The sequence below is a fragment of the Sphingobacterium sp. UBA5639 genome (assembly GCF_002421245.1).
GTDB lineage: Bacteria > Bacteroidota > Bacteroidia > Sphingobacteriales > Sphingobacteriaceae > Sphingobacterium > Sphingobacterium multivorum.
Map to the genome: position 1 here is coordinate 77,974 of NZ_DIJR01000006.1, position 25,566 is coordinate 103,539.

Below are 25,566 nucleotides of genomic sequence, written 5' to 3' on the forward strand. Positions count from 1 at the left end.
TTTTTGTTCTTTAATAGCCTTTTGCCGTATCGTCTCCACGCGGGTCGGCTCCTGTCTGTAATTTACCATTTGGTAATACAAGTATATTCTCCACACGACCGATTGTCCCTCTCGGATTTATCGTATAGCCATCTTTTGTCAATCGATCACGTAGATTGACATCGATTGCGTTATTTTCAACGTCAATACGATCAGGAAGCCATTGATGATGAAATCTTGGCAGGCTTACAGCTGATTGGGCATTTTGTCGGAAGTCAATAACGTTGAGGATGGTCTGAAAAACAGAGGTAATGATAGTTGATCCTCCAGGGGTTCCTACAACCATAAATAGTTTGCCATCTTTTTCTACAATAGTGGGTGTCATGGAGCTGAGCATCCTTTTGCCGGGCTGAATCTCGTTCGCTTTTTCCCCAGTAAGCCCATACATGTTTGGGATACCGGTCTTTACGGAGAAATCGTCCATTTCATTATTTAGGAGAAAACCTGCGCCCTCCACAAATACTCCTGAGCCATAAGAATCATTAAGTGTTGTTGTAATGGATACTGCATTCCCTTGCTCGTCTACAATATTGAAATGCGTCGTTTGTTCACTTTCATAACCCGGAATGACATCTGCATTGACATCTTTGCTTGATGTCGCTTTATGGAAATTGACTGAATGGAGTTTATGCGCATTTGAGCTTGAGTCAATAAGCTGTTCGACAGGTACCTTAATAAAATCAGGATCTCCTAAATATTTAGCCCGATTGGCATATACATAGCGTTCAGCTTCGACCATAACACGAATGGTTGAATCGGTTTGGAAGCCCCAGCGTTGAAGTGGAAACTGTTCGACTGATTTGAGCAGGGCTAAAAGAGATGTTCCCCCACTCGAAGGTGGTGGCATGGAAATAACTTTGTGGCCCCTATAATTTGTGGAAATTGGGGTACGCCAAAGTGCCTGATAATCCAGTAGATCTTGATGATTAATAATGCCTTTCCCTTTGTCCATTTCGGCAACAATTAAATCGGCCGTTTTACCTTTATAGAAACCGTCTCGGCCTTCGATTGCGATTCTTTCCAGTGTTTTTGCAAGTTCCTCCTGGATAAATAGATCACCTGCTCGCCAAACTGTGGTTTTGATAATTGCAGCACCAGCGGGATTCAGTTTGACAAAACGCTCTTTATGGCTTTCAAACTCATTGGCTTGTCGTTGACTGATTTTAAACCCTGTTCTGGCTAGCTGTATTGCTGGGAGTACGAGATCTTTCCATTGTAATTTGCCGTACTTTCTGTGGGCTTCCCACATACCAGCAACAGATCCAGGGATACCAGAGGCCAATTGACTATAAAGGCTCAACTCCGGAATAACATTGCCTTGGGCATCGAGATACATATCCCGGGATGCTTTTAGGGGAGCCTTCTCACGAAAATCTAAGGCATCTAAATTACCCCGATGATCGCGGTAGAGCATAAAGCCACCGCCGCCAATATTTCCTGCATTGGGATAAACAACTGCAAGAGCAAATTGTACGGCAACTGCAGCATCTATTGCATTCCCACCTTGTTTTAAAATCTTTACCCCGACTTCTGAAGCCAAAGGATGTGCTGTGACAACGGCAGCCTTATTAAAAGTACTGGCCTGCTCAACCTTAGTATTTAGCTGCTGTCTTGTCGCACAAGAGGCAAAGCATATGCTTGCTATGAGCGAATAGGTTATGAATTTATACATCGTACGCGATTTAAAATTAAATATTATCTCAAAGAGGTGTACAAACAATACTACTCTTGGTTATTTAAGTTTTTCGTTGTTTTTATGGCGGTCGGCATCCCGAATTGATTTCTTTTGAAGATTTTGTTCCAAAGCCGCTGTTAGATCAATTCCCGTTTGATTGGCAAGGCACATCAAAACGAATAATACATCGGCCATTTCATCTGCTAAATTAACTTCTTTGTCTGACTTTTTGAAAGATTGTTCTCCGTATTGCCGAGCCATTATTCGGGCAACTTCACCGACTTCTTCCATGAGTATGGCGGTGTTTGTCAACTCGTTGAAATAACGTACTCCGGTACTATTGATCCATTTGTCAATAATCTCTTGTGCTTCTTTAATAGTCATCTTGTGTTCAATTAAAAATTAAAAGTTGTCCTTATCTTTTGTGTCCATGACGATGGTAACTGGACCATCATTCAGTAGGTCGATTTTCATATCGGCTCCGAATATGCCAAGCTGAACCTCTTTTTGGAGCAATTGACTTAGCAGTAAAGCCATCTCTTCATACATTGGTTTGGCTTTGTCCGGTTTTGCTGCTCTGATAAAGGAAGGCCTGTTTCCTTTTTTTGTTTGAGCAAAGAGCGTGAATTGTGAGATGAGTAAGATATTTCCGTCTACATCTTGTATCGACTTATTCATCATACCCTGTTCATCCTCGAAGATGCGTAAGTTGATGAACTTCTGTCCTAACCATTTCAGATCTTCCGTTGTATCTGCTTCTTCAACTCCTAATAAAATCATTAGACCCTTCTGGATCTGGCCTGTTATCTGATTATCTACCGTACAAGAAGCTTTGGTAACTCGTTGTATAACTGCGCGCATAGTGAAAAGTATAAAACCAAAGGTAAAAATTCCGATTGTCAAACACGATGGGAAATTCAGTTTTCTCCAAGGTATATATAGAAACGTCCCTTTCTCCCGAAGGAAAAAGGGACGCTAATTATGCTAAAGGATTTGATCAGAAGCGACCTTCAGTCCGCCTTCCCAGCTACTAATGCGTTTGGAATCAGGAGGCTTTTATAAAGGGTGGTTTAGAATTTGAAATTCAAGCCCAGTAAGAAATTCGTTGGGGCTTGTGGGAAATAGAAATTATAATACTTCCGGGTATCTCCTTCCATCCAGCCAAAGGTGTAGCCATTGGCCTCGTACTTCTCGTTCAGTATATTGTTGACCTGTAAGGTTGCACTGATGTTTTTGATACCTAATGCTGTAAAGTTATAGTTTGCTAACAGATTGTTGACAAAATAAGCGGAAATGCTTCTCTCTTTTGCAGAAGAATTATCCAGGTATTGTCTTCCTACAAATTTGGATAGAAGCGAAAATGTAAGTGATGTTATTGGACTATAAGAGAAATTACTTGACAAAATAGTTCCCGGTGATAAAGCAATGTTTGTTTTCGAATAAAATATCCTTGTATCGCCGATGACCTCTTCAAAGTCCTTAATTTTATTTTGGCTGAAACTAGCTGTTGCTTTCCAATTGAACTGCTTGCTGATGTTCCATGATCCATCGAATTCAAGACCTATTCTATAGCTATCATTGACATTTTGTCGAATTGGAGAGCCTGTATCACTAATTTCACCTGTTGGGATCAACTGATCCTTGTAAAACATGCCATATCCATTTAATCCGATGTTGAATTTTTCATTTGTAAAACGATAGCCCAATTCAATGTCCTGCATTTTCTCTGGGGTAGGATCTGGTAAGGCGATATTTTTCTCTATAAAATCCTTTCGGACAGGTTCTTTTTGTGCAAAGGCATAAGAAGCGTATACATTTGAATGGTCATTTAGCAGATAAGTTGCACCAGCTTTAGGATTCAGGAAATTAAACTTAGGATGATAATTATAATTTTTTACCTTATCATCATCACCATACATGTGGTAATCTACATTCCGATATTGAATATCGGCCATTAATATCCATTTGTCTAGTTTGTAATCGATTTTTAAGAAATTGCTGAAATCATTTTTTTGTGATTTCCCAAAATAATATTTGTCGTCAAGAAATCCTGTTGATGCATATTGTGCCCAAATCACCTGGCCATAATGTTTTCCTTTATATTGATTATAAGCTCCACCCCAAGTAATTTCAAGCTGATCGTTCGGCCTGTAATTCAGAGCATAAGTCATTCCGTAAAAATAATTATCCAGCCATCTCCTGCGGACAAGATCTGTTTTTTGAATGGTGTCCTTACCAATAATGACGTTAGGCAAACCGTATTTACTTAGTTTATCTCCCGGTCTCATTTCTTCATAGTAACCATAACCTCTTGTATAGTGTAAGGCTGTATTGAGCGTCAATTTGTCGTTCAGTATATTGGTATAATGAAGTTGATGATGTTTCTGCGTATAATTATCTGTTTGATTGTTATACGTGTATAGGTTATAATTACGGCCAGCGTTCATGAAACGATCCTTCTCGGCACCGGAAATTTCGAGTGCATTATCTGCATAATCATCCATGCGCGACCGATCTCCTGTAATCAATGGTTCAGGAACGCCATTCCAGGCTTGATAGGTCTTTTCTTTTCCCCAGAATACAATTCCTTTTAAAATATGTTTCTTGCCATAATACCCTCCGTCCACATAGAAAGATTGTAAGTCTGAACTACCTCTTTCGATGTAACCATCGCTACTTATTCGAGATAATCTGGCATTGAAGGCAAATTTGTCGTCAATTAGTCCGGTACCGACTTTGACCGTATTTTTCCAAGTATTATAAGAGCCAAATGAATTGTTGAGTTCTGCGTAAGGGGTTTCTACTAGAGTATTGGACTGGATATTTAATGAGGCTCCAAATGATCCGGCGCCATTCGTCGAGGTCCCAATACCACGCTGAACTTGGATGCTCTCGGTAGAAGAGGCAAAGTCGGGAAGGTTTACAAAAAAGGAACCCATGCTCTCTGCATCATTTAAGGGGATTCCATTGAGTGTTACGTTGATTCGTTGATTGTCGGATCCCCTGATCGTCATTCCTGTATAACCTATACCCGCACCGGCATCGGAATTTACCTGCACGGACGGGGTCTGATTTAAAAGAAATGGGATATCCTGACCGAGATTGTTACGTGTTATTTCTTCTTTGGAGATGTTTTTAAAGGTTGTAGGAGCATTTCTTTTGGCACGGGTAGATTGAACAAGGACCTCTTCCATTTGAATTGTACTAGGTTCTAATGCTACCGTAAGTTCCAAATTGTCTTTAATATCCACATTTCGGCTCCATGTTTTATATCCAAGAGAAGATACCTGAATCTGATGCTTACCTGTATTGATACGATATAGTTTAATCAGTCCGTTTTTGTCCGATTGGCCAGCGAAGGATGCTTGTCCATCGATGGATATGGAAACGTACTGTAAGGGAGTCTGATTGGTATTGTCTACAGCTTTAATTGTCAGATTTTGTTGCGCAATGGCAATTTGACTTGAAATAGTAGCTAAGGAGCTACAAATCAAAAATTTGATCATGGTAATGTATTTTGTTTGAGTTAAACAAATCATAGCAAGGGGTTACTATGACCGCACTATTTAACTAACCTCTCCCTACGCCAGCATTATCTGGATCAGGTGTACAGAATTTAATCTGTTGGGTATAATCTCAGCCTTTATTTGTGTTCCTGACAAAACAAGGCACCCCTATTCGATGCTGCGAATATATAAATTTAAAATTGAAATGAAGTATAAAGAAGTAATTTATGACAAATACAAAAGAGTGGATTTACGGCTTTATTTCTTTTTGGTTAAAAATTTGTGCAAATTGTTGTTTTTGGTATTTATTGTTCTTTTTAGGTACCTTGGCATGAATTTTTCTACTAGAGGTATGTATTCATACAGGTCAAAAATTTTTAGTTACTAAATTGATAGTGAGGAGATAAAATGTTAAAATATTTAAGCGCTAATTATATTCTGCCGATTACTTCAATGCCAATAAAAGATGGTATTGTTTCGGTAGATGAGGAGGGGGTAATTCAAGGTATCTATGACCCAACTTCATTTACACCTTCAGACAAAACGAAGGTTGAGAGATATGAAGGAGTGATAATTCCAGGTTTTATCAATGCACATTGCCACATTGAATTGTCGCATATGAAAGGTATTGTCCCTAAAGGTACGGGACTTCCGAGTTTTCTTAGTAAGGTGATGACAACGCGGTCGGCGTCGATGAAAAAAATAGACGACGCTATGGCAAAAGCCGATCGAGAGATGTATGAAAATGGTATTGTTGCAGTCGGAGATCATGCCAACACAGATAATTCCTCGAAACTGAAGGAAGATTCTCAGATCTTATATCATACGTTTGTGGAGGTGCTCGGAATTGAACCTGACGAAGCTGACTTTAAGTTAAAAGAGGCTAAATCGTTGACTCAAGAGTTTAGGAATGGGCATGTATCCATTACGCCACACGCGCCATATTCTTGTTCGAAAGTACTTTTCAAAAAATTCAAGAAGATGGTTCCGGAAACAAATATTATCAGTATCCACAATCAAGAAAGTGAAGAGGAGAATAAACTGTTTCGTTATAAAATGGGGGAGTTCCTGGACTTTTATAAAAGTATAGGAAAAAACGCCGATGCGATTAAGGCGCAGGCAAGAAATTCGATTCAGTCCTATCTTCCTTATTTGCCATATCCCAATAAATTATTGTTGGTTCATAATACCTATACTTCTCTTAAAGATCTGGATTTTGTAGAGCGCATGGATCGTGATGTGATGTGGTGTCTTTGTCCAAAAGCCAACCTTTATATTGAAGGAACATTACCAAAGGTTCAGAATTTTATGAATGCCGGACAGCGTTTAGTAATCGGAACGGACAGTTTAGCTTCAAATGATACATTATCCATTTTGGAGGAACTAAAGGTATTGCATGCGCACTTTGAGGATCTCGATTTCTTGCAGACTATTCAATGGGCTACGATTAATGGTGCGATCGCGTTGAACATTGAGGATGAATTTGGCTCACTTGAAGTGGGTAAAAAGCCTGGGATTGTATTGTTGCAAGGTATGGAACACATGCGCCTACATGAAGATGTTAAGGTAAAACGTTTAGCGTAGTATTTAATTCCCCAAAACTTCTGTACTTTTGCTCTTATTGAACCGTCCATGACTATAATAACGGAACTATAGTCATGGTAAGTTCCATCTGACCGATGGAAGAAAAAATAAGTTACAGATGAAACATTTGAATATTTCAATAATAGGTAAAGTACAGGGAGTCTTTTTTAGATTGACAACCAAGGCGGTTGCAGATCAAGTTGGTGTTAGGGGCTTTGTTGTCAATTTAAAAGATGGTTCTGTCTATATTGAGGGCGAGGGCGACGAGTTTGCACTAGATTCACTGTTGGAGTTCTGCCAAGAAGGGCCCGAGGGTGCAATTGTTGAAAGTGTTGAAGTAAAGGAAGGCGAAATGAAGGGCTTTTCCAATTTTGAAGTAGTTAAAAGAGTTCAATCTTAAGTCTTTTCACCTTGTCAGTACTTAAAAAATTCGCTGGACAGACCATGATTTATGGCCTGAGTACGATTATAGCACGTATGCTGTATTTCGTTATGACGCCACTCTATGTCCTCAAATATCCACCTGCGTCCTACGGAATATTTACCAATATGTACGCCTGGGCGTCCATGATCAATGCCGTTTTGGCATTTGGTATGGAAACTACTTTTTTTAGGTTTCTCCAAAAAGTCGAAGAAAAGGATAAGAAGCAGGTTTTCAATAATAGTTTTATCGTCATTGCCACTCTGGCAACATTATTTTTTATAACGGCCATTGTCTTTGCTGGCACTATTGGTGGTTGGTTGAATAAGGGAACTTACAATGCCGATTACGAGAGCTATGTGAAGTATTTTGCCCTCATATTGGCATTGGATGCTTTAGCTATTGTTCCTTTTGCGAAATTGAGATCGGAGGGAAGGCCTATCCGATTTGGTGTTATTAAATTGGCCAATATCGGTATTATGGTTGTTCTTAACCTATTCTTTATTGCTCTGGTTCCCTATTTGATAAAAGATGGAGGTGCATTGGGCTCTTGGTGTTCCGGTTGGTACAGAAATGAATGGATAGGTTATGTATTTATTTCCAATATTGTGGCAAGTGCAGCGACCTTTCTATTTCTTCTGCCTGAAATGAGAGGTTTTTATTTTAAACCCGAAAAGCAGCTAATCTTAAAGATGCTATCCTATAGCTTTCCGATTTTAATAGCCAATATTTCTTATATCATCAACGAAAATTTAGATAAAATTGTATTGCCAATCTACCTGCCTAAGGATATTGGTGATCGCGATTTGGGGATCTATGGAGCCGTTGGAAAATTGGCGATGTTTCTGAGTATTTTTGTTCAGGCTTTTCGATTGGGGGCAGAGCCATTTTTCTTTTCTTATGCAAAAAATGCAAATGCGAAAAAGACCTATGCGTTAATTATGGAATATTTCGTCATTGCCATGATGTTAGTTATGTTGGGGATTACAGCGAATATTGACTGGCTGAAGTATTTTATTAAAGGAAATGTGGAAACACGTGACTTATATTGGTCTGGACTTTTCATTGTTCCTTTGTTGCTGTTCAATTATGTGCTGCTGGGGATTTATATGAATCTTTCGGTATGGTATAAGCTTTCTGATCAAACGCGGTACGCTTTGTATATTTCATTGGTAGGCGCAGGAATAACCATCGTGGCAAATTATTATCTGATTCCGAGATACAGCTATGTGGGAGCATCAATAGTCACATTTTTAGCCTACTTTGCTATGGTTGTGCTATCTTATGTATGGGGGCAAAAACATTACCCTATACCTTATAAATTGGGAAAGATCCTGATGTATATATTTGCGGGAATATGTTTCTCCTACCTTTCTTACTTTGTATTTCATCATAATGTTTTTATTGGTAATGGACTTTTAATCGCTTACCTGGGAGGTGTATTTTTGATGGAACGAAATCAGCTCAAGCGATTTATCAAGAAAGATGCTTAAAAGAAAAAAGGTCGTGCTAATGTTAACTTAGCACGACCTTTTTCTTTATAAATTGTAGACTTCAGTATTATACCATTTCTGCGGAGAAATTGTGTTCAATTTCATAAAGTACCTCAAGAATCTCTGCCTGGCTTTGTAAGCTGACTAATTTCATGCGGTGTTCTTTAAAGTTGGGGATTCCTTTGAAGTAATTCGCATAATGCCTACGCATTTCAAAAATACCCAATTTGTCACCTTTCCATTCGATGGATTTGTTGAGATGTGTTCGGCAAACCTCGACACGTTCAGCAATGGTAGGTCCTTCTAAACGTTCGCCAGTATTGAAAAAATGTTTGATTTCTCTAAAGATCCAAGGGTATCCGATTGCTGCACGGCCAATCATAATGCCATCCACTTCAAACTCCTGGCGCCATGCCGCAGCTTTTTCGACAGAGTCTACATCGCCATTGCCAAAAATTGGGATTTTGATACGCGGATTACGTTTGATATCCCGAATCATGGACCAGTCCGCCTGACCCTTATACAATTGTGCGCGCGTACGTCCATGAATAGCCAGTGCTTTGATCCCCACATCTTGTAGTCTTTCAGCAACTTCGTATACATTTTTTGTGTTGTCATCCCAACCAAGACGTGTTTTCACCGTTACGGGTAAATCCGTAGCCTCAACGACAGCTTTTGTCATTGCAACCATTTTATCGATGTCCTGTAGCAGGGATGAACCAGCTCCTTTACAGACTACTTTTTTAACTGGGCAGCCGTAATTGATGTCGATTAAATTAGGTCCTGCTTTTGTGCAGATTTCAGCAGATTGACGCATACTTTCAATATCTCCACCGAAGATCTGAATGCCAATAGGACGTTCATACTCAAAAATATCCAATTTTTGAATTGACTTTGCAGCATCCCGAATTAACCCTTCCGAAGAAATAAATTCAGTATACATTAAATCAACACCATTCTGTTTGCACACATAGCGAAACGGAGGATCACTTACATCCTCCATCGGAGCTAATAACAAAGGGAATTTACCCAAATCAATATTTTCACCAATCTTGACCGACATCTTCGATAATTTTTTACAAAGGTACAAAATTTGGCATTAGTATAAAGTTAACTCACTGTCACGAGTTTAAAGCCTATTTTTGATCTCTTCAGACCCTGTCGAACGTTGACTGTTCAAATCGCTAAGCCCGCCAAATCGATAATTAAAGGAGAGGATAGCCGTCCTGCTGTCAGGGTTCGATTTCCCTATATTTCTTTTACAAAGTCTTTGATGGCTTGTCCAGGATCGGCTGTCTTCATGAAATTTTCACCAATTAGAAAACCTTGGAATCCAGCTTTTTTTAAGGCTTTAATTGTCGAAGGATCAGCTATGCCGCTCTCAGATACTTTAATATATTCTGTTGGTATTTTGTCTAGGAGATCATAGGAATGCTGAATGTCGACTGAAAAATCTTTCAGATTTCTATTATTAACACCGATTGCGTCAATGTCATCAAAAAGATTATCCAACAGTTCCTGTTCGTTATGCACCTCAAGTAAGACATTTAAACCCAATTGATGTGCATAGGCTGCAAATTCCTGAACTTCCTCCTTTTTCAGACATGCTGCAATTAAAAGAATGATGTCTGCGCCATACGCTTTTGCTTCGGCGATCTGATACTTATCGACGATGAATTCTTTTCTTAAGATAGGAATGCTAATAGCCTTACGTGCTTTCGATAGATCTTCTAAATTGCCTTTGAAAAATTCCCCATCCGTCAGAACAGACACCGCTGAAGCACCTGCCTCCTCGTATGCCTTTACAACATCTTCCACTGCTGAAGTGCTATTGATGTCTCCTTTTGATGGCGATGCTCTTTTGTATTCAGCTATAATTCCTGTTTTTTCAGGATCAAGAATAGATTCTCTCAACGATAGACAAGCCACATTGAAATAGGGATAGTTTAATAATTCCTCCAAAGGAACTAAAGCTTTTGCTTGTTCTACTTCTATTTTTTTTCGTTCAATGATTTTATCAAGTATAGTCATTTTTCTAGATGTTAGATTCCCAACCAGTTTTCAATTATTTTCTTACCATTTGTGGTCAATACCGACTCTGGGTGGAACTGCATTCCCCTTACATCGTATTCAGTATGGGTTAAGGCCATAATGATGCCATTCTCGTCGATCGCCGTTACCTTGAGGCTAGCCGGTAAGGTGTCTTTGTTTACGGCCCAAGAATGATAGCGTCCTATTTTGGAATCTTTTGGGAAGTCGCGAAACAATTTTTCTGACTCATCAACAACGGTAATATTTGTTGCTACGCCATGCAAAGGTTTTTCCATATTGAATAGCGTACCACCAAAAACCTCTGCGATCGCCTGTTGGCCCAAACAAATGCCCAATATACTTTTATGTGGAGCGTAGGTACGGATAACATCAAGCAATAATCCAGCTTCTTCCGGAATGCCTGGTCCGGGCGAAAGAAGTATTTTATCGAAAGCATCAATATCTTCCAGTTTGAATTTATCATTTCTCCATACAACATACTCTTGATCTAATTCCTGTAACAAATGGACCAAGTTGTAAGTGAACGAATCGTAGTTGTCTATAACGACTATTTTATTGTTGCTCATAACCTTTTACTATAAAATCTTGATTAATATAATTTTCAATTTCCTGAAATATAGATTGAATAAATTCGGTTGGCAAATTAAATCTTTTTGCCAGCACTCCATAATTACTGCCCAGGTTCCGAATAATATGCTGCTCTTCGTTTTGCTCATCCTTGAAGGCCTTACCTTTACCGATATAGGTTTTTCGTAATGCCAATAGCTCAACGATGCGGTTGTCAATAGTGTCTACCGAATCATGGATATGTTGCTTGTTGACACAGTATTCCAATGGTCTGATCATAATGTTTCTGCTAATTGTAATGCTTTTCGTAGAGCAGCAATTTTGTTATTTACTTCTTGTAGCTCCATTTCAGGATCTGAATCTAGTACAATACCACCGCCGGCCTGATAGTGTAGGGTGTTTTGTTTACTTAGGAAGGAACGAATCATAATGGCATGATTAAAGTCGCCGTTAAAACCCATGAATCCAATTGCACCAGAATAAAATGAGCGTTGTAATCCTTCGTAACGATCAATCAGTGTCAACGCCATATGTTTTGGAGCACCTGAAAGTGTACCCGCTGGATACGTATCGCCTACGATGTCAAATGGATTGATATTATCTTTTAATGTGCCCGTTACTTTAGAGACCAAGTGGATAATATGGGAGTAATATTGTGGTTCCATGTAGGACTCAACTTTAACTTGGGTACAATGTCTACTTAAGTCATTGCGGGCAAGATCTACGAGCATAACATGTTCTGAAGTCTCTTTTGGATCTTCTTTGAGTTTGGTGGCTATTTTTTGATCTTCTTCCATGTTGCCTGTCCGTTTAAATGTTCCTGCAATAGGGAAAATCGTCGCTTGTTTTCCGTGAATACGCAGTTGAGCCTCAGGCGAAGATCCGAAAAGTTTAAAGTCACCGTAGTCAAAATAGAAAAGATAAGGTGATGGGTTGATGGAGCGGAGTGCACGATAGACATTGAATTCATCACCAGAGAATGGTGTCTTAAAGCCTCTGGATGGAACAATCTGGAATACATCGCCACGTTGGATATGCTCTTTCATCTTCTTGACCAGCTGACGGTGTTCTTCATCGGTACGATTGGAGCTTTCCTCACCAGCTAGTTTGAAGGTATATTCAGGGAAGTTTTTGTTCTGAATAAGGAACTGCATTCTTTCAAGTTCTGATTCTTCGTCGTCCAGCAGATGTTCAAAAATATAGAGTTGATTACGGAAGTGGTCGATGGCAATGACATATTTGTAAACATGATATTGCATAAACGGTATTTTCCGTGCTGGATCTACCGTTGTTGTGAGTTTGATGTCCTCAAAGTGTTCAATACAATCGAAGGTGAAGTAACCAAATAGGCCATTGGAGATCAAGTTAAGTTCAGCAATTGTATGATCTTCGAACGAATTTCTAAAATCGGAAACTTCTTGACGTAATTCGATTTCGTGTGCACTTTTTGCGATACGTTCTCTACCCGGATAAGTGAGCGTCAGCTCTTCCTCATCGAGCTGGATTCCAGCTATTGGTTGACAACAGATATAACTTATGTTGTTGTCGCGACTATGGTAGTCGGAGCTTTCCAGTAACAAGGAGTTTGGAAAGATATCTCTTAGACGAAGATAGATGCTCACGGGGGTAGTTGTATCCGCAAGCAACTTTCTGGTTTGTGTTTTGAATGTATACTTCATTTTTTGTGTCTTATCTTCTTTTTGTAAATTATGTATAAAAAAACCCCGATACTGGTCAGCATCGGGGTTGGAATTTCCATAAATGGTTTTGGTTGATTATGAAATATTATGACAATACCAATTAGTTCCCGATGCTTATTGCTTCAGGCCACCACCAATTTGTATTTGTATATCTTCGTGTCATTATTACACAAATTTATAAAAAAAAATAAATAAGCAAACTTTTTGTGACAAAAAAACAAAAATTCACCTTATTTCTTAATCATTTAATAAATCAGGACGTCTTTCTTGTGTTCTTTTTAACTGTTGTTCATCTTTCCATGCAGCGATTTTTGCCTCATGACCACTAAGGAGAATATCAGGCACTTTGTGGCCTTTCCAGTCTGCAGGGCGTGTATAGATAGGTGCATCAAGTAATCCATCCTGAAAAGAATCTGAAAGCGCGGATGTTTCATCCGACAAAACTCCGGGAATCAGACGGATCACAGCATCTGTAACAATCGCCGCTGGAAGTTCACCTCCAGACAATACATAATCACCTACAGATATCTCCTTTGTTACATAAATATCACGGATACGTTGATCTATTCCCTTGTAATGCCCACAGAGAATCATCATATTTCCTTTTGTCGATAATCCGTTCGCAATATCCTGATTGAATGTTTCACCATCGGGAGTCATGTAAATGATCTCATCGTATTCCCGTTCAGACTGCAATTCCTCAATACACTTGGCAAAGGGTTCTATTTGAAGGACCATGCCCGATCCGCCCCCGTACTGATAATCATCGACACTTTTGTGTTTATTTGTTGAATAGTCTCTTAAATTATGGACATATATTTCAGCCAAGCCTTTGTTCTTTGCTCGTTGCAAAATAGAGTGTGCAAATGGACTTTCCAAGAGGTCAGGTAAGACCGTAATAATATCAAAACGCATGGGGCAAAGATACACAAAAATGCACCATTGTCTATTTATAAGATTGATTCGCTTATCTTTGTGCCAAAATTAAGTGTATATACAGTGATTGACGTAAATAATATTTCTGTTTCCTTTGGGGGAACAACTCTTTTTTCAGATGTATCCTTCTCCATCAATGAGAATGATAAGATCGCATTGATGGGTAAAAATGGCGCCGGTAAATCGACTTTATTGAAAATTATCGCTGGAGTGGGTAAACCTACTACAGGTAATGTTGCTGGTCCGAAAGATGCCATTATAGCCTATTTACCGCAACATTTGCTAACAGAGGATAACGTGACTGTTTTTGAGGAAACGTCAAAGGCTTTCGAAGAAGTCTATGGTATGCGTGATGAGTTGGAAAACCTGAATGAGCAATTAAATATCCGTACAGACTATGAGTCTGATGATTATATGCAATTGATCGAACGTGTATCCGAATTAAGCGAAAAGTTCTATTCAATTGAGGAAGTTAATTATGATGCAGAAGTTGAAAAGGTCTTGAAGGGACTCGGTTTTGAGCGTTCTGATTTTACAAGACAGACTTCTGAGTTTTCGGGTGGTTGGCGGATGCGTATCGAATTAGCTAAAATATTATTGAAGAAGCCGGATTTGATTTTATTGGATGAGCCAACCAACCACATGGATATCGAGAGTATTCAATGGCTGGAAGATTTCTTGGTCAATTCGGCTAAAGCAGTTATCGTTATTTCGCACGATAGGGCATTTGTCGACAATATCACCAATAGGACCATTGAGGTGACGATGGGACGGATTTATGATTATCGTGCCAAGTATAGTCATTACCTGGAATTACGTCAGGAGCGTCGCCAGCATCAGCTAAAAGCATATGAAGAGCAACAACGCTTTATTGCGGACAATCAGGAGTTTATTGATCGTTTCAGAGGAACCTATTCTAAAACATTGCAGGTACAATCACGTGTAAAGATGTTGGAGAAATTGGAAATCATCGAGATTGACGAAGTGGATACTTCCGCATTGCGTCTTAAGTTCCCACCATCTCCGCGTTCGGGTCAATATCCTGTTATTGTTGAGGATCTAACCAAAGCTTATGATGAACATGTTGTGTTTCAAAAAGCAAATATGGTTATCGAACGTGGTGAAAAGGTTGCTTTTGTCGGAAAGAACGGTGAGGGTAAATCTACCATGATCAAAGCAATTATGGGTGAGATCGATTTCGAAGGTACGTTAAAAGTTGGCCACAATGCAAAAATTGGCTATTTCGCACAGAATCAGGCAGCCTTACTTGATGGTGAAATGACTGTTTTTGATACCATTGATCAAATCGCAGTAGGCGATGTACGTGTTAAAATGAAAGATCTTTTGGGGGCTTTCATGTTTAGCGGCGATGATACAACTAAAAAGGTGAAAGTATTATCTGGAGGGGAGAGAACGCGTTTGGCGATGATAAAATTGTTGTTGGAACCGGTCAATGTATTGATTCTTGATGAGCCCACAAACCATTTGGATATGAAGACAAAGGACATTATCAAAGATGCTTTAAAAGATTTCGATGGTACATTGATCCTTGTTTCGCACGACCGTGACTTTTTGGATGGTTTGGCAGAGAAAGTCTTTGAATTCGGAAATAAACGTGTACGGGAGCATTTTGAAGATATTAAAGGTTTCTTGGAATACAAGAAGATGAGTAGCTTGAAAGATATTGAACGTTAGCATCTAGATAAACGTCGTGTAAAACCCGATAGGGGCTCAGTTATAAAAAGCGGCTTTTTGATATAAAAGCCGCTTTTTTGTGTTTTAAAAGAATATTAATCGAGCCTTCAAGCTTTTTTTCCTTAATCCCAAAGTGTGTGAAAGACACCTTCCCGATCAATACCATTACGCCGAGTCCAACTATTCCAAAATCGTAGTTATTCTTTTTGTCTATACTCATCGTTTAATACCATTTTTCTAAGTTGAAATTTACCATTTATGTTGATACTACGAAAGACAATTATCAGTAGATTGGTATGCGGCGATTTTCTCGCTCCAATTACTTTGCTGGTATTGAGCCTTTTGTTGTAAGCTAACAGATATTCCGTATATTGAACTTTCCTAAACATCAATTTTATTTATGATCATTGGATTAGACATTGGGACATCATCTGCGAAAGCTGTTGCATTTGACCACGCAGGTAACATCTTATCCCAGCATAGTATACCTTATCCTATAATAAACCCGTTGGAAGGGTGGTATGAGCAAGATCCGGAGATTGTTTATGGCGCATGTATTGATTCTATTATGCATGTCATGATTAGCTTAAGGCAATCTAGTGTGGAGATACCGAAACCTGTATGTATTTCGGTGAGCAGTGCTATGCACGGACTGATCGCTGTTGACTCGGCAGGACAGCCACTTAGCAATTGCATTATATGGGCAGATCGCAGAAGTGAGCATATTGCGGTTGCCTTGGAGGCAAGTGAGGCGGGCAGGTTGCTTTATCAGCAGACGGGTACACCAATACATCCCATGTCTTTGCTTTGCAAATTAATGTGGATAGGGGCCAATGATCAAAAATTATTTGCTCAATCGTACAAGTTTATCGGTATCAAAGAATTTCTTTTTTACCGGCTCTTTGGCGTGTATGTGGTCGATCATTCCATTGCATCTGCAACAGGGCTTTTCGACATACATCACCTAAGATGGTCTGATCAGGCGTTAAGCTTGGCGGGCATATCGGAAGAACAGCTAGCATCTCCAGTTCCGGTCAATTATATTTTAAATATGCCTAGCCGAGAAATTGCGGCCTTGATGCATATCCCTGAAGATACCCCTTTTGTTATAGGTGGTAGCGATGGTTGTTTGGCTAATCTCGGAGTAGGAGCTATACGTCCTGGAGTGGCTTCGGTAACTGTAGGTACCAGTGGAGCTATTCGCGTAGCAAGCTCGCAGGCAAATCAAGAAAAAAAACAAAGACTATTTACCTACCTACTGAGATCAAATGAATATATAATTGGTGGTGCGGTTAATAATGGCGGTGTATTACGCAACTGGTTTCGAGACAACTTTTTGAACGAATATACCCAAATGGAAGCAGATGGAGATCTTTCGGCGTCGTTAGATGCTTTGATCGGCTCCGTCGTTCCGGGGGCAGAGGGCTTGATATTCTTGCCCTATTTAACTGGTGAACGGGCACCACATTGGAATTCCAATGCTAAAGGTGTTTATTTTGGAATACAGTTGCATCATGGCAGGGCGCACTTTGCACGTGCCATGATGGAAGGGATGTTGTTTGCAATTTACAGTGTAGGAATCGCGTTAGAGGAGAACACCGGTCCCATTCATACGATCTTTGCAAGCGGCGGCTTGGCGCGGTCATCGTTGTTCGTGCAGATGCTTGCAGACATTTTCAATAAACCTGTATTCACCAAAAATACAGTAGAAAGCTCTGCATGGGGAGCAGCATTGATAGGCTTGGAAGCCTTGGGTATTCAGGGATGTGAGCCTACTATAAAAAACAAACAAGCGGAAGGAGAGCAAGAGACCGAGCATTATTATAAACCGAGTGCGGAGAATCACGCTGTATATATGAAAAACTTCCGGAAATTTGAACGCCTGTACCATATATTGGAAGGTGAGTTTTAAGTAAATATAAATTATTATGCCTCTAATCATCGTTATTTTGGGAGTAGCTTTACTACTTCTTTTAGTTACCGTCGTCAGGTTAAACACGATCTTTTCATTACTGATAACCTCTGTTGCGGTCGGTTTTGCTATGAATATGAGTGCCGTCGACATCCTTAAATCTGTTGAAAACGGAGTGAGTACCACTATGGGCCAGTTGGCACTATTGTTGGCTTTCGGGTCTTTACTGGGAAAATTGATGGCGGAGGGTGGTGCTGCAGAAAAGATTACAACGGTACTAACGGCTGTATTTGGCAAAAAGAACTTACCTTGGGCAATGGTTCTCACGGGCTTTTTAGTAGGAATTCCCTTATTTTACAATGTCGGTTTTATCGTCTTAGTACCATTCGTTTTCATGGTATGTGTTTCCAATAAAATGCCTTTGCTTTACATAGCCATTCCGTTGCTGGCAGCGCTGTCCGTGACACATGGTTATTTGCCACCGCATCCGGGAGCTACGGCCATAGCGCTTAACTACAAAGCGGATATCGGTTTAACAATGGTCTATGGCATTGTTGTGGCAATTCCTGCCATCATTATCGGTGGGCCGCTCTTTGGCAGGATGCTTAAGCGTATTCCGACCAATCCACCGACCGAGTTTTTTCCGGAACACAATCAAGCGGATAGGAAGGAGCTTCCCGGGTTTGCAATTAGTATATTTACGGGGCTTTTTCCAATAATTTTAATTGCTTTTGGTTCATTTTCCCATCTAATGTTTCCAGAAGGCTCCTCTTGGCTGAAGGCACTGCGTTTCTTGGGTGACCCAGTGGTGGCTTTAATGATTGCATCGCTAATGGCGATGTACACAATGGGTATCCGCCAAGGTAAAAGTTTGCGGGAGCAATCAGAAAGTGTGGAAGAAGCAATCCGCGGGATAATGATGATCCTTTTTATCATTGCGGCATCAGGCGCCTTTAAGCAAATTTTGGTAGACAGTGGTGTAGCGAACTACATCGCTGACCTAACCGCAGACCTGAGCTTGTCGCCTCTTGTGCTTGCATGGTTAATAGCCGGTATCATTCGCCTAGTTATCGGTTCGGCTAGTGTTGCTGGGCTCACGGCAGCGGGCATTATGCTTCCCATTGTGCAGGCAGGAAAGGTTACTCCTGAATTAATGGTGCTAGCGACGGGAGCGGGTAGTCTTATGTTCTCACACGTCAACGATCCTGGGTTTTGGATGTTTAAATCTTATTTTGGAGTGAGCATGAAGGATACGTTTCGCTCATGGACGGTGATGGAAACGCTCGTTTCTGTTGTTGGATTGATTGGCGTCTTGATTTTACATTGGCTTGGTCATTGACAGCGAATGGGAAAGTTTCCTATTGTCATACATCTTTAGTTAATAATCTTGCCTTTCTAAGCATTGCTTCTTTATAAACAACATAAACAGGATCATGTACTGTCCCTGTAGCTCAACAAAATGATGATATGAAGTAATCGTAAGGATGTATAGTAATAGCTCAAACGAATATTGAATTATACAGGCCCATAATCGGTTGATTATGGGCTTTTTTTTGACGGAAACCTTTGTTTGATTTTTTTTTCTTAATATCGTGACAATGAACCAAATTTTTGTTGTTCTAAAATTATGTGGAGATTACACCGATTTTATATACTTTGCTCAATCCTGTTGGTAAGCTGCCTATCTGGGTTACCTTCTTTTGGACAATCAATTGCTTATACAGTAGACAATTTGCCCAGTCCAAAAATAAAGGGGCAGGATTATTTTGTGTCCAATCCTGATGGGATTCTATCCTCAGGTACAGTGGCGGAATTAGATGGTTTATCGACGCAGATTGAGGCTACTACAAAAAGTGAATTTGCCATCGTTGTTGTGAACGATTACGTTGGCGACAGTGATTTCGAATTTGCTTTAAAATTATTCAATGCCTGGGGGATCGGTAAGAAGGAAAGTAACAATGGGCTTTTGTTGTTTATTGCTAAAGACCGCCATGAATACCGTTTTCTCACTGGGTATGGTATGGAAAGTATTTTGCCCGACGCTTATTTAAAGCGCATTGGCGAAAAATATCTCGTACCTAATTTTAGGAATGAGGATTACGACCGGGGTGTTATGGAGGCTTCAGAATTTATAAAGACCATTCTCACCTCACCGGATAGTAAAGCCGAGCTGGAACGCTTAATGCCAGAGGCAACACCTGTCTGGAGCTTTAAAAGTCCAATCCTGCGAAATTCACTGTTGGTTTTAGGTTTGTTTGCAATCTGTTATATCTGGTTGGGTGAAGTGACCCGAGCGATCAAAGGGAAGTTGACCAAAAAAAGTAAATATTTCCCGCCTTTAGTCAGTGGATGCGGCTGTATGGGGATAGTAATGTTTATCTCGGTGTTTATCTGTGCATTTGCCCTCAATAATTTTGAGGAGGTCTATCAGTGGAAAAATTTACCTTATTTTATTGGTGTTTTTGGTAGTATCACCTTGGCGATGAAGTATAATGCAAGCCGCACGCAAATTGTCAATTCTTATCAGGACGAAGAAAATATACAAAAAGCTTTGCGCAAATTTCGTGTCTGGGGCTTAGTTCCGCTATTGCTTAGTCCATTGGCGCTATTTGATCTAATTGGATTGAATAAACGCATTCGGAAGAATCAACTTCGATTGGCTCCTCCAGATCAATCTGGACGTTGGTTGCGCATGAATAAGGATGATGTGTCTACCCGAGAAAGTGCATACCTGGATAAGGGGCAGCTTTTGGAGGAAAAAATCGGTAGTCGTTCGTACGAAATATGGATAGATCAGACGACCAATGAAACAAAGCTGGTTCCCTGGGATGAAAATGTTGGGTTCAGTGATTGTCCTGCATGTCATTACAGAACTTTTGAGACCGGGCGTACCAAGACGATACGTGCAGCAACGTATAGTTCGCAGGGATTGGAAGAACGCTTTGACTTATGCAAGAACTGTGGCCATCGGGTATCCCATGGTGAACATTCAACTCCAGTTAAAGTGCGCTCAACATCGAGTAGCTCTGGCGGAGGATCGAGTAGTAGTGGCGGTGGTGGTAGTTTTGGTGGCGGATCTTCTGGTGGCGGTGGTGCAGGCGGAAGATGGTAATCCGTAATTTAGGGCAAAAAAAAGGTTTCCAAACGGGGAGAATGAAAACCTTAAATAACCAATTATAAACCTAAATTATGATGATACAAATATAGTGTATTTATTACACTATGCAAATTTTTTTTAAAAAAAAATAAAAAATAAGTTACAGCTAGCGCTATATGATTTCTGTTTATAAATTGAAACCAAAATTTCAGCAGTTGCTGATGCCGATCTTGAACTTTTTGCATCAAAGGAAGATAACGGCCAATCAAATTACAATTGGATCGATCGTATTCTCGTTGATTATTGCTTTGTTTTTTTGGTATGCTGATCGTTTCCCGATTTTCTTTTTGGTCCTGCCAATCGGATTGTTATTACGCATGGCCTTGAATGCCTTAGACGGTATGATGGCGAGGCTTTTTAATCAGACAAGCAAGACCGGAGAGGTTTTGAACGAAGTCGGAGATATTGTTTCGGATGTCGTGCTATTTTTTCCTTTGTTGAAGTTTCATCCGGAAAGCGTGTATCCAATCGTCGCTTTTATTGTCTTGAGTGTTGTGAATGAATTTTGTGGATTGATAGGGAAGGTAATTGCCAATGATCGTCGTTACGATGGGCCGATGGGCAAAAGTGATCGTGCTTTGCTGTTGGGCGTATATGGAATTTTAGCATTATTGCATATTTCTATCGTTGCTATTTCGGGCTATATTTTTGGCGTTTTGTGCTTACTCTTACTTTTGAGTTCGGTAACTCGATTGAGAAAGGCTTTGGCGCATGGCTGATGCCAATGGCAAGTTTGCAGATGTTCCTGTTCGTGTTAGAAGCTGGGGTTACATTGTCTTGGTGCTGGCGGTTGCTTTCGTCCCACCAACATTATCACCTTTGTTTGTTGCCTGGATAACCTTTCAAGGGATGTGCGAGTTTGCGCGTATGTTTATCCCTGAATGGAAGGCGAATCCATTTGTATTTCTTTCCATGGCAATGTTGCAAGCGTTGCTTCTGTACTTTTGTTCCTATCAAGAATATTTAGTGTTGGCCAGCTTCATGTGTTTGGGGACTGCTTTATTTTTCAACTATGGTTTAAAGGTTAAGAAGGGAACTGTGTTTGGACTGTTTTTTGGCGCCGTAGCTTGTTTGCTTGCCTTTAGCCATTTAGCTTTTATCCGATCCATTAAAATGGATGGCATCGCGTTCCTAGGACTAAAATTAATCGGATATATTGTTGTGTTAACGGAACTGAATGACGTCTTTCAATACCTGATGGGCAAGTTTTTTGGCAAACGTAAAATCGTTCCGCGTATTAGCCCAAATAAGACAATTGCGGGATGTGTGGGCGGTATCGGCTTAACAATTATACTGAGTAATTTATTGGGGTATTTCCTACTGCCTTTTCAGAATTTTCTATACTTTTCGTTGTTCGGTTTGTTCTTCGGTATTTTGGGATTCTGGGGAGATGTTCTTTTTTCCTATCTGAAAAGAAAGGCAGGAGTGAAAGATACTGGAACATTGATTCCCGGGCATGGTGGCTTATTGGACCGTATCGATAGTCTGATCTTCAATGCACCACTGTTTTATGCTTTGATTATCCTGTTGTTGGGGAATTAATAAAATTTGACGAATGTAGTGGAGAGAAGGTTAATTAAAATTTCAATGTGATGGCTTATCAACGTGCTGTTTTATTTTCAGGGGGTGGAACGCGGTTCAGTCTATATCTGGGCATGTACGCTGCGTTAGATGAGCTGGGCTTAAAACCAGATCTGCTTATAGCGAGCTGCGGAGGTTCAATGGCAGTCGCTGTTATACAGGCCTTTGCTACACATGAAGCCCGCAAGTGCTATCTACAATCTGAAGAACTTTATCGATTTTTCTTGCATCATCGGCTCACTGAACAGCGTCGTTTGGGGAAGCTGGGCGTGTATGTTTTGAAAAAACAGCTGAACAAAAAACGGGCGCCCTTTATCGAGGATGTCTTTAGTCGCTATCTCGTAGATATGGAACAGGATCTTTCCTTACTATTGCCTACCTTGGATAGACCATTCTCGGCAGCAATACCGGCACTGGTGGTCGGCGCTAAAATGCTGTTCAGCCCGTCTGAAGTAGGGCAGCGGCGTGGAGATCGGAAACTCTATCAAAAAATGCTGATGGGAACTAAGGATGTATTGGCCAATGTGCCTGTTGAGGCAATAGGCATTGCGGATGAGAATTATGTGCACAGTGCAGTGGCTGAAGAAGTTCATTTGAGCGCTGAATTTTCTGTGCTACAGGCGGCCCGTATTTCAATGTCCGATATGTTTTATATTGAACATGTATGTTCCAATAATACTCATTACGCTGGTGGAGCAATTGATCTCGTTCCAATGGAGCTAGCAAATGTGCTTGCTGAAAACATTATATGTGAGCGAAAACAACCTTACAGACCACAAGAAGAAGCGTTGGTACGGGCAGTATTGGGCTTTAGTGGAAATAAACGGTTAGCAGATTTGGAACAACATTTTCCGTATGCACATTGGATAGATACACAGGATGCCGCGAAACAATTAGCTGGGAAATACTGTAAAAAAGGAATTGATTGGCGTAAATTTGAAGTTACGCTTTCTTTCCCGAGAGATCTGGAAGAATTTGCTGAAGCGATGGAAGCGCAATGGAACTATGGCTATGAGGTGACATTAAAATCATTGAAATGAAAGTATTTATTGCCGGTGGCACAAGTGGAATAGGCCTTGCGTTGGCCAAGCGTTATCTTGATCAAGGAGCAGAGGTAGCGGTATGTGGACGTGATCTAACGAAAATGTCAGCATATTCCTGGACGCATAGCCTTAAAAGTTTTGAAGTAGACGTATGTCAATTAAACAGTCTGCAGGGTACGGTCAGCACATTTTGTGCACATTCATCTTTGGACCTCTTTATTAATTGTACCGGGAGTTACGCAGATGACGTTGCTCAACAGATAAGTTATCAGGAGGCGGTTGCCATGCTACAGGTGAATATGATGGGTACGATAAATTGTTTTGAAGCGGCAAGAATGGTTATGCAGGGTCAATCGGAAGGACAGATTGCAATCGTCGCATCGGTATCGGGAACGCTTCATTTTCCCAATTCAAGCCTATATAGTAAGACCAAGCGTGTTGCAATCCAAGTGGCAGATGCCTATCGTAGGGCACTCCAGCCGTATGGAATTGCGGTTACTGTTATCGCCCCGGGATATGTGGATACGGAAAAGCTAAGAACACTCAACAAGCAAGATTTGTCTAAAAAGCCATTTTTAATCCCCGTAGGCGATGCGGCACAGCGTATAATGGCAGCTATCGAACAGAAGAAGAAGCAAGTAGTGTTTCCGAAGCGTATGAAGTGGTTAATGGCATCGCTGGGACTACTTCCAAATATCGTATTGAATAAAATTATGTCGAGGAAGGCCAAATGGATGAAAAACGACTGAAAAATGGGGGACTGCAATTTGCTGTTTTCCTTTATTGTGCGCTATTTTTCCAGGTGACTTATTCTGCTGCTGCGGTCCATGCTGCAAATCAGACTACTGTATCTTCGTTTGTGTTTCCTTTTGAACACTTTATGCCGTTCGTTTCTTGGATGATTATCCCCTACATGAGCAGTGGTTTGTTCTTCGCTGTGGTTCCTTTCTGTTGTCGAAGTCGAGAAGAGCTTTGGGTCTATACGAAGCGTTTCAGTTTCATTACCATCTTCTCTATTTGTTGTTTTTTTATTTTTCCCTTGCGATTTTCTTTTGATAGGCCTAGCGTTGAGCATTCAGTTTTTGAATTTTTCTTCGCCTTTTTAGGGAAGTACGATTCCCCATTTAATCAAGCACCTTCGTTGCATGTGGCCTATGCATGTCTGTTTTGGTCGGTGCTCGGTAGGCAGCTAAAAGGATGGAAAAAAGAGGCTGTGAGAATTTGGCTGCTGCTCACGGGGATTGCTACACTCACCGTTTATCAGCACCATCTGGTGGATGTGCTGACCGCATTGATTTTGGTTCATATGGGATTCGTTCTATTCCCATCTCCATCGGGACTGCTTCATGACAGTGCATTATCTATGTTAAAGGCCGGGAATTTGCCCTTTTTGGCTGGTACCGAAAAGGCAAATTTATACGAAAAGACGAAATTAGACCTCGAAGCGGAGATTTGTCGTAGAAACCAAAGAATTGGTAACGTTTACTATGCCATTGGCTGGAGTTTATTGTTACTGGCATTGTGGGGCGGAGTTCATGCTTTTGGAATATATCTTTTGTGTTGGCCATCCCTGGTCTGCATTGCGGTAGGAAGGAATTATGTTATCAATAATCCAAGGTTTCTAAAAAATGATAAAGGTTGGATACCTGGATTTAAAAAATGGTTTTATTGTCCATATCAATGCATATATTGGTTACTGTGGCGTTTTGTCAGACGCAGCAATAATCCGCCTTTATTTGAAATTTTACCAGGTTGTTATGTGGGGCCGAGGATGACTGCAGGAGATCTCCGTGTGCTTGGTCTGAATAAGCATCTGGTTGTTTTTGATCTGGCTGCTGAATTGGAAGAAATACCTATTCTACATTTGGAGAAAAACTATCATTCGTTTCCATTGTTGGATATAGCAGCAATTAAATTGTCGGATGCCGAAAGGATATTGGCAGCGCTCGTAATCAGTTATCAACAATTGAAGCGAGGTGAAAATATGATTATACATTGTACAATGGGTTACAGCAGGAGTATGATTTTTGCTGTTCTATTGTCACAAAAAATATTATCTTTAGATTTAATGGATGCTATAGATCGTGTTAAATCTCATAATAAGCATCTTGTATTGCATAAACATGCACTTGAGTTGATGGAGGTGCTGGTCGAGAGAAATAGCTAGACGGTCCTTTGCATGATCTTTGTTATGAAATATACTAT

The 25,566-nt window shown here is 40.3% G+C and carries 23 protein-coding genes; 12 read left to right on the forward strand and 11 right to left on the reverse strand.

The features are described from left to right. Window positions 1-10: 10 nt before the first annotated feature. The 4 genes from ggt to B4Z90_RS06095 form a co-directional block, all read right to left on the reverse strand. Window positions 11-1,711, reverse strand: coding sequence for a gamma-glutamyltransferase (gene ggt / locus B4Z90_RS06080; protein ID WP_070561629.1), 1,701 nt, complete (start codon window positions 1,709-1,711; stop codon window positions 11-13). A gap of 60 nt (window positions 1,712-1,771) precedes the next feature. Next, window positions 1,772-2,098 (reverse strand): nucleotide pyrophosphohydrolase, encoded by a 327-nt coding sequence (locus tag B4Z90_RS06085; RefSeq protein ID WP_070561627.1) that lies wholly within the window; start codon window positions 2,096-2,098, stop codon window positions 1,772-1,774. Window positions 2,099-2,116: 18 nt separating this feature from the next. Then, window positions 2,117-2,575 (reverse strand): D-aminoacyl-tRNA deacylase, encoded by a 459-nt coding sequence (dtd, locus tag B4Z90_RS06090; RefSeq protein ID WP_070561625.1) that lies wholly within the window; start codon window positions 2,573-2,575, stop codon window positions 2,117-2,119. A 209-nt stretch (window positions 2,576-2,784) separates the two neighbouring features. Next, window positions 2,785-5,220: a TonB-dependent receptor gene (locus B4Z90_RS06095; RefSeq protein ID WP_286801590.1), complete on the reverse strand. Its 2,436-nt coding sequence runs from the start codon at window positions 5,218-5,220 to the stop codon at window positions 2,785-2,787. A gap of 408 nt (window positions 5,221-5,628) precedes the next feature. Here B4Z90_RS06095 and B4Z90_RS06100 point away from each other — a divergent pair, with 408 nt between their 5' ends. The 3 genes from B4Z90_RS06100 (at window position 5,629) to B4Z90_RS06110 (ending at window position 8,718) form a co-directional block, all read left to right on the forward strand. Continuing rightward, window positions 5,629-6,804 carry an amidohydrolase family protein gene (locus B4Z90_RS06100; protein ID WP_070561620.1) on the forward strand — a complete coding sequence of 392 codons (1,176 nt, stop codon included), beginning with the start codon at window positions 5,629-5,631 and terminating at the stop codon, window positions 6,802-6,804. A 118-nt stretch (window positions 6,805-6,922) separates the two neighbouring features. After that, window positions 6,923-7,204 carry an acylphosphatase gene (locus B4Z90_RS06105; RefSeq protein ID WP_112373959.1) on the forward strand — a complete coding sequence of 94 codons (282 nt, stop codon included), beginning with the start codon at window positions 6,923-6,925 and terminating at the stop codon, window positions 7,202-7,204. A 44-nt stretch (window positions 7,205-7,248) separates the two neighbouring features. Next, the gene (locus tag B4Z90_RS06110; protein WP_112374065.1) at window positions 7,249-8,718 is read left to right on the forward strand and encodes a lipopolysaccharide biosynthesis protein; all 1,470 of its coding nucleotides are present in this window, start codon (window positions 7,249-7,251) and stop codon (window positions 8,716-8,718) included. 67 nt (window positions 8,719-8,785) lie between these two features. Here the strand turns inward: B4Z90_RS06110 and dusB are convergent, their stop codons facing one another. From dusB to trmD, 6 genes are all read right to left on the reverse strand, one after another. Beyond that, a complete protein-coding gene (gene dusB / locus B4Z90_RS06115) occupies window positions 8,786-9,781 on the reverse strand; it encodes a tRNA dihydrouridine synthase DusB (protein ID WP_070561616.1) in 996 nt (331 codons plus the stop codon). 185 nt (window positions 9,782-9,966) lie between these two features. After that, complete coding sequence (trpC, locus tag B4Z90_RS06120) at window positions 9,967-10,749, reverse strand: indole-3-glycerol phosphate synthase TrpC (protein WP_112373958.1); 783 nt, start codon at window positions 10,747-10,749, stop codon at window positions 9,967-9,969. Window positions 10,750-10,760: 11 nt separating this feature from the next. Then, window positions 10,761-11,336 carry an anthranilate synthase component II gene (locus tag B4Z90_RS06125; protein ID WP_112373957.1) on the reverse strand — a complete coding sequence of 192 codons (576 nt, stop codon included), beginning with the start codon at window positions 11,334-11,336 and terminating at the stop codon, window positions 10,761-10,763. Then, a complete protein-coding gene (locus B4Z90_RS06130; RefSeq protein ID WP_070561610.1) occupies window positions 11,323-11,616 on the reverse strand; it encodes a chorismate mutase in 294 nt (97 codons plus the stop codon). Before B4Z90_RS06130 ends, B4Z90_RS06125 begins: the two co-directional genes overlap by 14 nt. After that, window positions 11,613-13,016, reverse strand: a complete 1,404-nt coding sequence (locus B4Z90_RS06135; RefSeq protein ID WP_070561608.1) for an anthranilate synthase component I family protein — start codon at window positions 13,014-13,016, stop codon at window positions 11,613-11,615. Before B4Z90_RS06135 ends, B4Z90_RS06130 begins: the two co-directional genes overlap by 4 nt. 258 nt (window positions 13,017-13,274) lie before the next feature. Next, entirely contained in the window at window positions 13,275-13,952 is a 678-nt protein-coding gene (gene trmD, locus B4Z90_RS06140) for a tRNA (guanosine(37)-N1)-methyltransferase TrmD (protein ID WP_286801591.1), read from the reverse strand. An 84-nt stretch (window positions 13,953-14,036) separates the two neighbouring features. Between trmD and B4Z90_RS06145 the strand changes: the two genes are divergently transcribed. Beyond that, on the forward strand, window positions 14,037-15,668 hold the full coding sequence (locus tag B4Z90_RS06145) for an ABC-F family ATP-binding cassette domain-containing protein (protein WP_046674822.1): 1,632 nt from the start codon (window positions 14,037-14,039) through the stop codon (window positions 15,666-15,668). 40 nt (window positions 15,669-15,708) lie between these two features. Here the strand turns inward: B4Z90_RS06145 and B4Z90_RS06150 are convergent, their stop codons facing one another. Beyond that, window positions 15,709-15,888 carry a hypothetical protein gene (locus B4Z90_RS06150; protein WP_070561606.1) on the reverse strand — a complete coding sequence of 60 codons (180 nt, stop codon included), beginning with the start codon at window positions 15,886-15,888 and terminating at the stop codon, window positions 15,709-15,711. Between the two features lie 180 nt (window positions 15,889-16,068). Between B4Z90_RS06150 and B4Z90_RS06155 the strand changes: the two genes are divergently transcribed. The 8 genes from B4Z90_RS06155 (at window position 16,069) to B4Z90_RS06190 (ending at window position 25,528) form a co-directional block, all read left to right on the forward strand. Then, a complete protein-coding gene (locus B4Z90_RS06155; protein WP_112373956.1) occupies window positions 16,069-17,580 on the forward strand; it encodes a gluconokinase in 1,512 nt (503 codons plus the stop codon). Between the two features lie 16 nt (window positions 17,581-17,596). After that, window positions 17,597-18,919: a gluconate:H+ symporter gene (locus B4Z90_RS06160; protein ID WP_112373955.1), complete on the forward strand. Its 1,323-nt coding sequence runs from the start codon at window positions 17,597-17,599 to the stop codon at window positions 18,917-18,919. A gap of 288 nt (window positions 18,920-19,207) precedes the next feature. Beyond that, window positions 19,208-20,692, forward strand: coding sequence for a TPM domain-containing protein (locus B4Z90_RS06165; protein ID WP_172462317.1), 1,485 nt, complete (start codon window positions 19,208-19,210; stop codon window positions 20,690-20,692). Window positions 20,693-20,871: 179 nt separating this feature from the next. Then, entirely contained in the window at window positions 20,872-21,456 is a 585-nt protein-coding gene (locus B4Z90_RS06170; RefSeq protein ID WP_204990926.1) for a CDP-alcohol phosphatidyltransferase family protein, read from the forward strand. Next, the gene (locus B4Z90_RS06175; RefSeq protein ID WP_204990927.1) at window positions 21,449-22,279 is read left to right on the forward strand and encodes a phosphatidate cytidylyltransferase; all 831 of its coding nucleotides are present in this window, start codon (window positions 21,449-21,451) and stop codon (window positions 22,277-22,279) included. The genes B4Z90_RS06170 and B4Z90_RS06175 overlap by 8 nt, the downstream gene beginning before the upstream one ends. 50 nt (window positions 22,280-22,329) lie before the next feature. Next, complete coding sequence (locus tag B4Z90_RS06180) at window positions 22,330-23,358, forward strand: patatin-like phospholipase family protein (RefSeq protein ID WP_112373953.1); 1,029 nt, start codon at window positions 22,330-22,332, stop codon at window positions 23,356-23,358. Beyond that, on the forward strand, window positions 23,355-24,110 hold the full coding sequence (locus B4Z90_RS06185; protein WP_112373952.1) for an SDR family NAD(P)-dependent oxidoreductase: 756 nt from the start codon (window positions 23,355-23,357) through the stop codon (window positions 24,108-24,110). The genes B4Z90_RS06180 and B4Z90_RS06185 overlap by 4 nt, the downstream gene beginning before the upstream one ends. Beyond that, window positions 24,092-25,528: a phosphatase PAP2 family protein gene (locus B4Z90_RS06190; protein ID WP_204990928.1), complete on the forward strand. Its 1,437-nt coding sequence runs from the start codon at window positions 24,092-24,094 to the stop codon at window positions 25,526-25,528. The genes B4Z90_RS06185 and B4Z90_RS06190 overlap by 19 nt, the downstream gene beginning before the upstream one ends. Window positions 25,529-25,566 lie beyond the last annotated feature (38 nt).

Bases quoted from the DNA above. Each gene is read 5' to 3' on its own strand.
- ggt (WP_070561629.1), bottom strand. From the start codon at position 1,711: ATGTATAAATTCATAACCTATTCGCTCATAGCAAGCATATGCTTTGCC.
- B4Z90_RS06085 (WP_070561627.1), bottom strand. From the start codon at position 2,098: ATGACTATTAAAGAAGCACAAGAGATTATTGACAAATGGATCAATAGT.
- dtd (WP_070561625.1), bottom strand. From the start codon at position 2,575: ATGCGCGCAGTTATACAACGAGTTACCAAAGCTTCTTGTACGGTAGAT.
- B4Z90_RS06095 (WP_286801590.1), bottom strand. From the start codon at position 5,220: ATGATCAAATTTTTGATTTGTAGCTCCTTAGCTACTATTTCAAGTCAA.
- B4Z90_RS06100 (WP_070561620.1), top strand. From the start codon at position 5,629: ATGTTAAAATATTTAAGCGCTAATTATATTCTGCCGATTACTTCAATG.
- B4Z90_RS06105 (WP_112373959.1), top strand. From the start codon at position 6,923: ATGAAACATTTGAATATTTCAATAATAGGTAAAGTACAGGGAGTCTTT.
- B4Z90_RS06110 (WP_112374065.1), top strand. From the start codon at position 7,249: ATGATTTATGGCCTGAGTACGATTATAGCACGTATGCTGTATTTCGTT.
- dusB (WP_070561616.1), bottom strand. From the start codon at position 9,781: ATGTCGGTCAAGATTGGTGAAAATATTGATTTGGGTAAATTCCCTTTG.
- trpC (WP_112373958.1), bottom strand. From the start codon at position 10,749: ATGACTATACTTGATAAAATCATTGAACGAAAAAAAATAGAAGTAGAA.
- B4Z90_RS06125 (WP_112373957.1), bottom strand. From the start codon at position 11,336: ATGAGCAACAATAAAATAGTCGTTATAGACAACTACGATTCGTTCACT.
- B4Z90_RS06130 (WP_070561610.1), bottom strand. From the start codon at position 11,616: ATGATCAGACCATTGGAATACTGTGTCAACAAGCAACATATCCATGAT.
- B4Z90_RS06135 (WP_070561608.1), bottom strand. From the start codon at position 13,016: ATGAAGTATACATTCAAAACACAAACCAGAAAGTTGCTTGCGGATACA.
- trmD (WP_286801591.1), bottom strand. From the start codon at position 13,952: ATGCGTTTTGATATTATTACGGTCTTACCTGACCTCTTGGAAAGTCCA.
- B4Z90_RS06150 (WP_070561606.1), bottom strand. From the start codon at position 15,888: ATGAGTATAGACAAAAAGAATAACTACGATTTTGGAATAGTTGGACTC.
- B4Z90_RS06155 (WP_112373956.1), top strand. From the start codon at position 16,069: ATGATCATTGGATTAGACATTGGGACATCATCTGCGAAAGCTGTTGCA.
- B4Z90_RS06160 (WP_112373955.1), top strand. From the start codon at position 17,597: ATGCCTCTAATCATCGTTATTTTGGGAGTAGCTTTACTACTTCTTTTA.
- B4Z90_RS06165 (WP_172462317.1), top strand. From the start codon at position 19,208: ATGTGGAGATTACACCGATTTTATATACTTTGCTCAATCCTGTTGGTA.
- B4Z90_RS06175 (WP_204990927.1), top strand. From the start codon at position 21,449: ATGGCTGATGCCAATGGCAAGTTTGCAGATGTTCCTGTTCGTGTTAGA.
- B4Z90_RS06180 (WP_112373953.1), top strand. From the start codon at position 22,330: ATGGCTTATCAACGTGCTGTTTTATTTTCAGGGGGTGGAACGCGGTTC.
- B4Z90_RS06185 (WP_112373952.1), top strand. From the start codon at position 23,355: ATGAAAGTATTTATTGCCGGTGGCACAAGTGGAATAGGCCTTGCGTTG.
- B4Z90_RS06190 (WP_204990928.1), top strand. From the start codon at position 24,092: ATGGATGAAAAACGACTGAAAAATGGGGGACTGCAATTTGCTGTTTTC.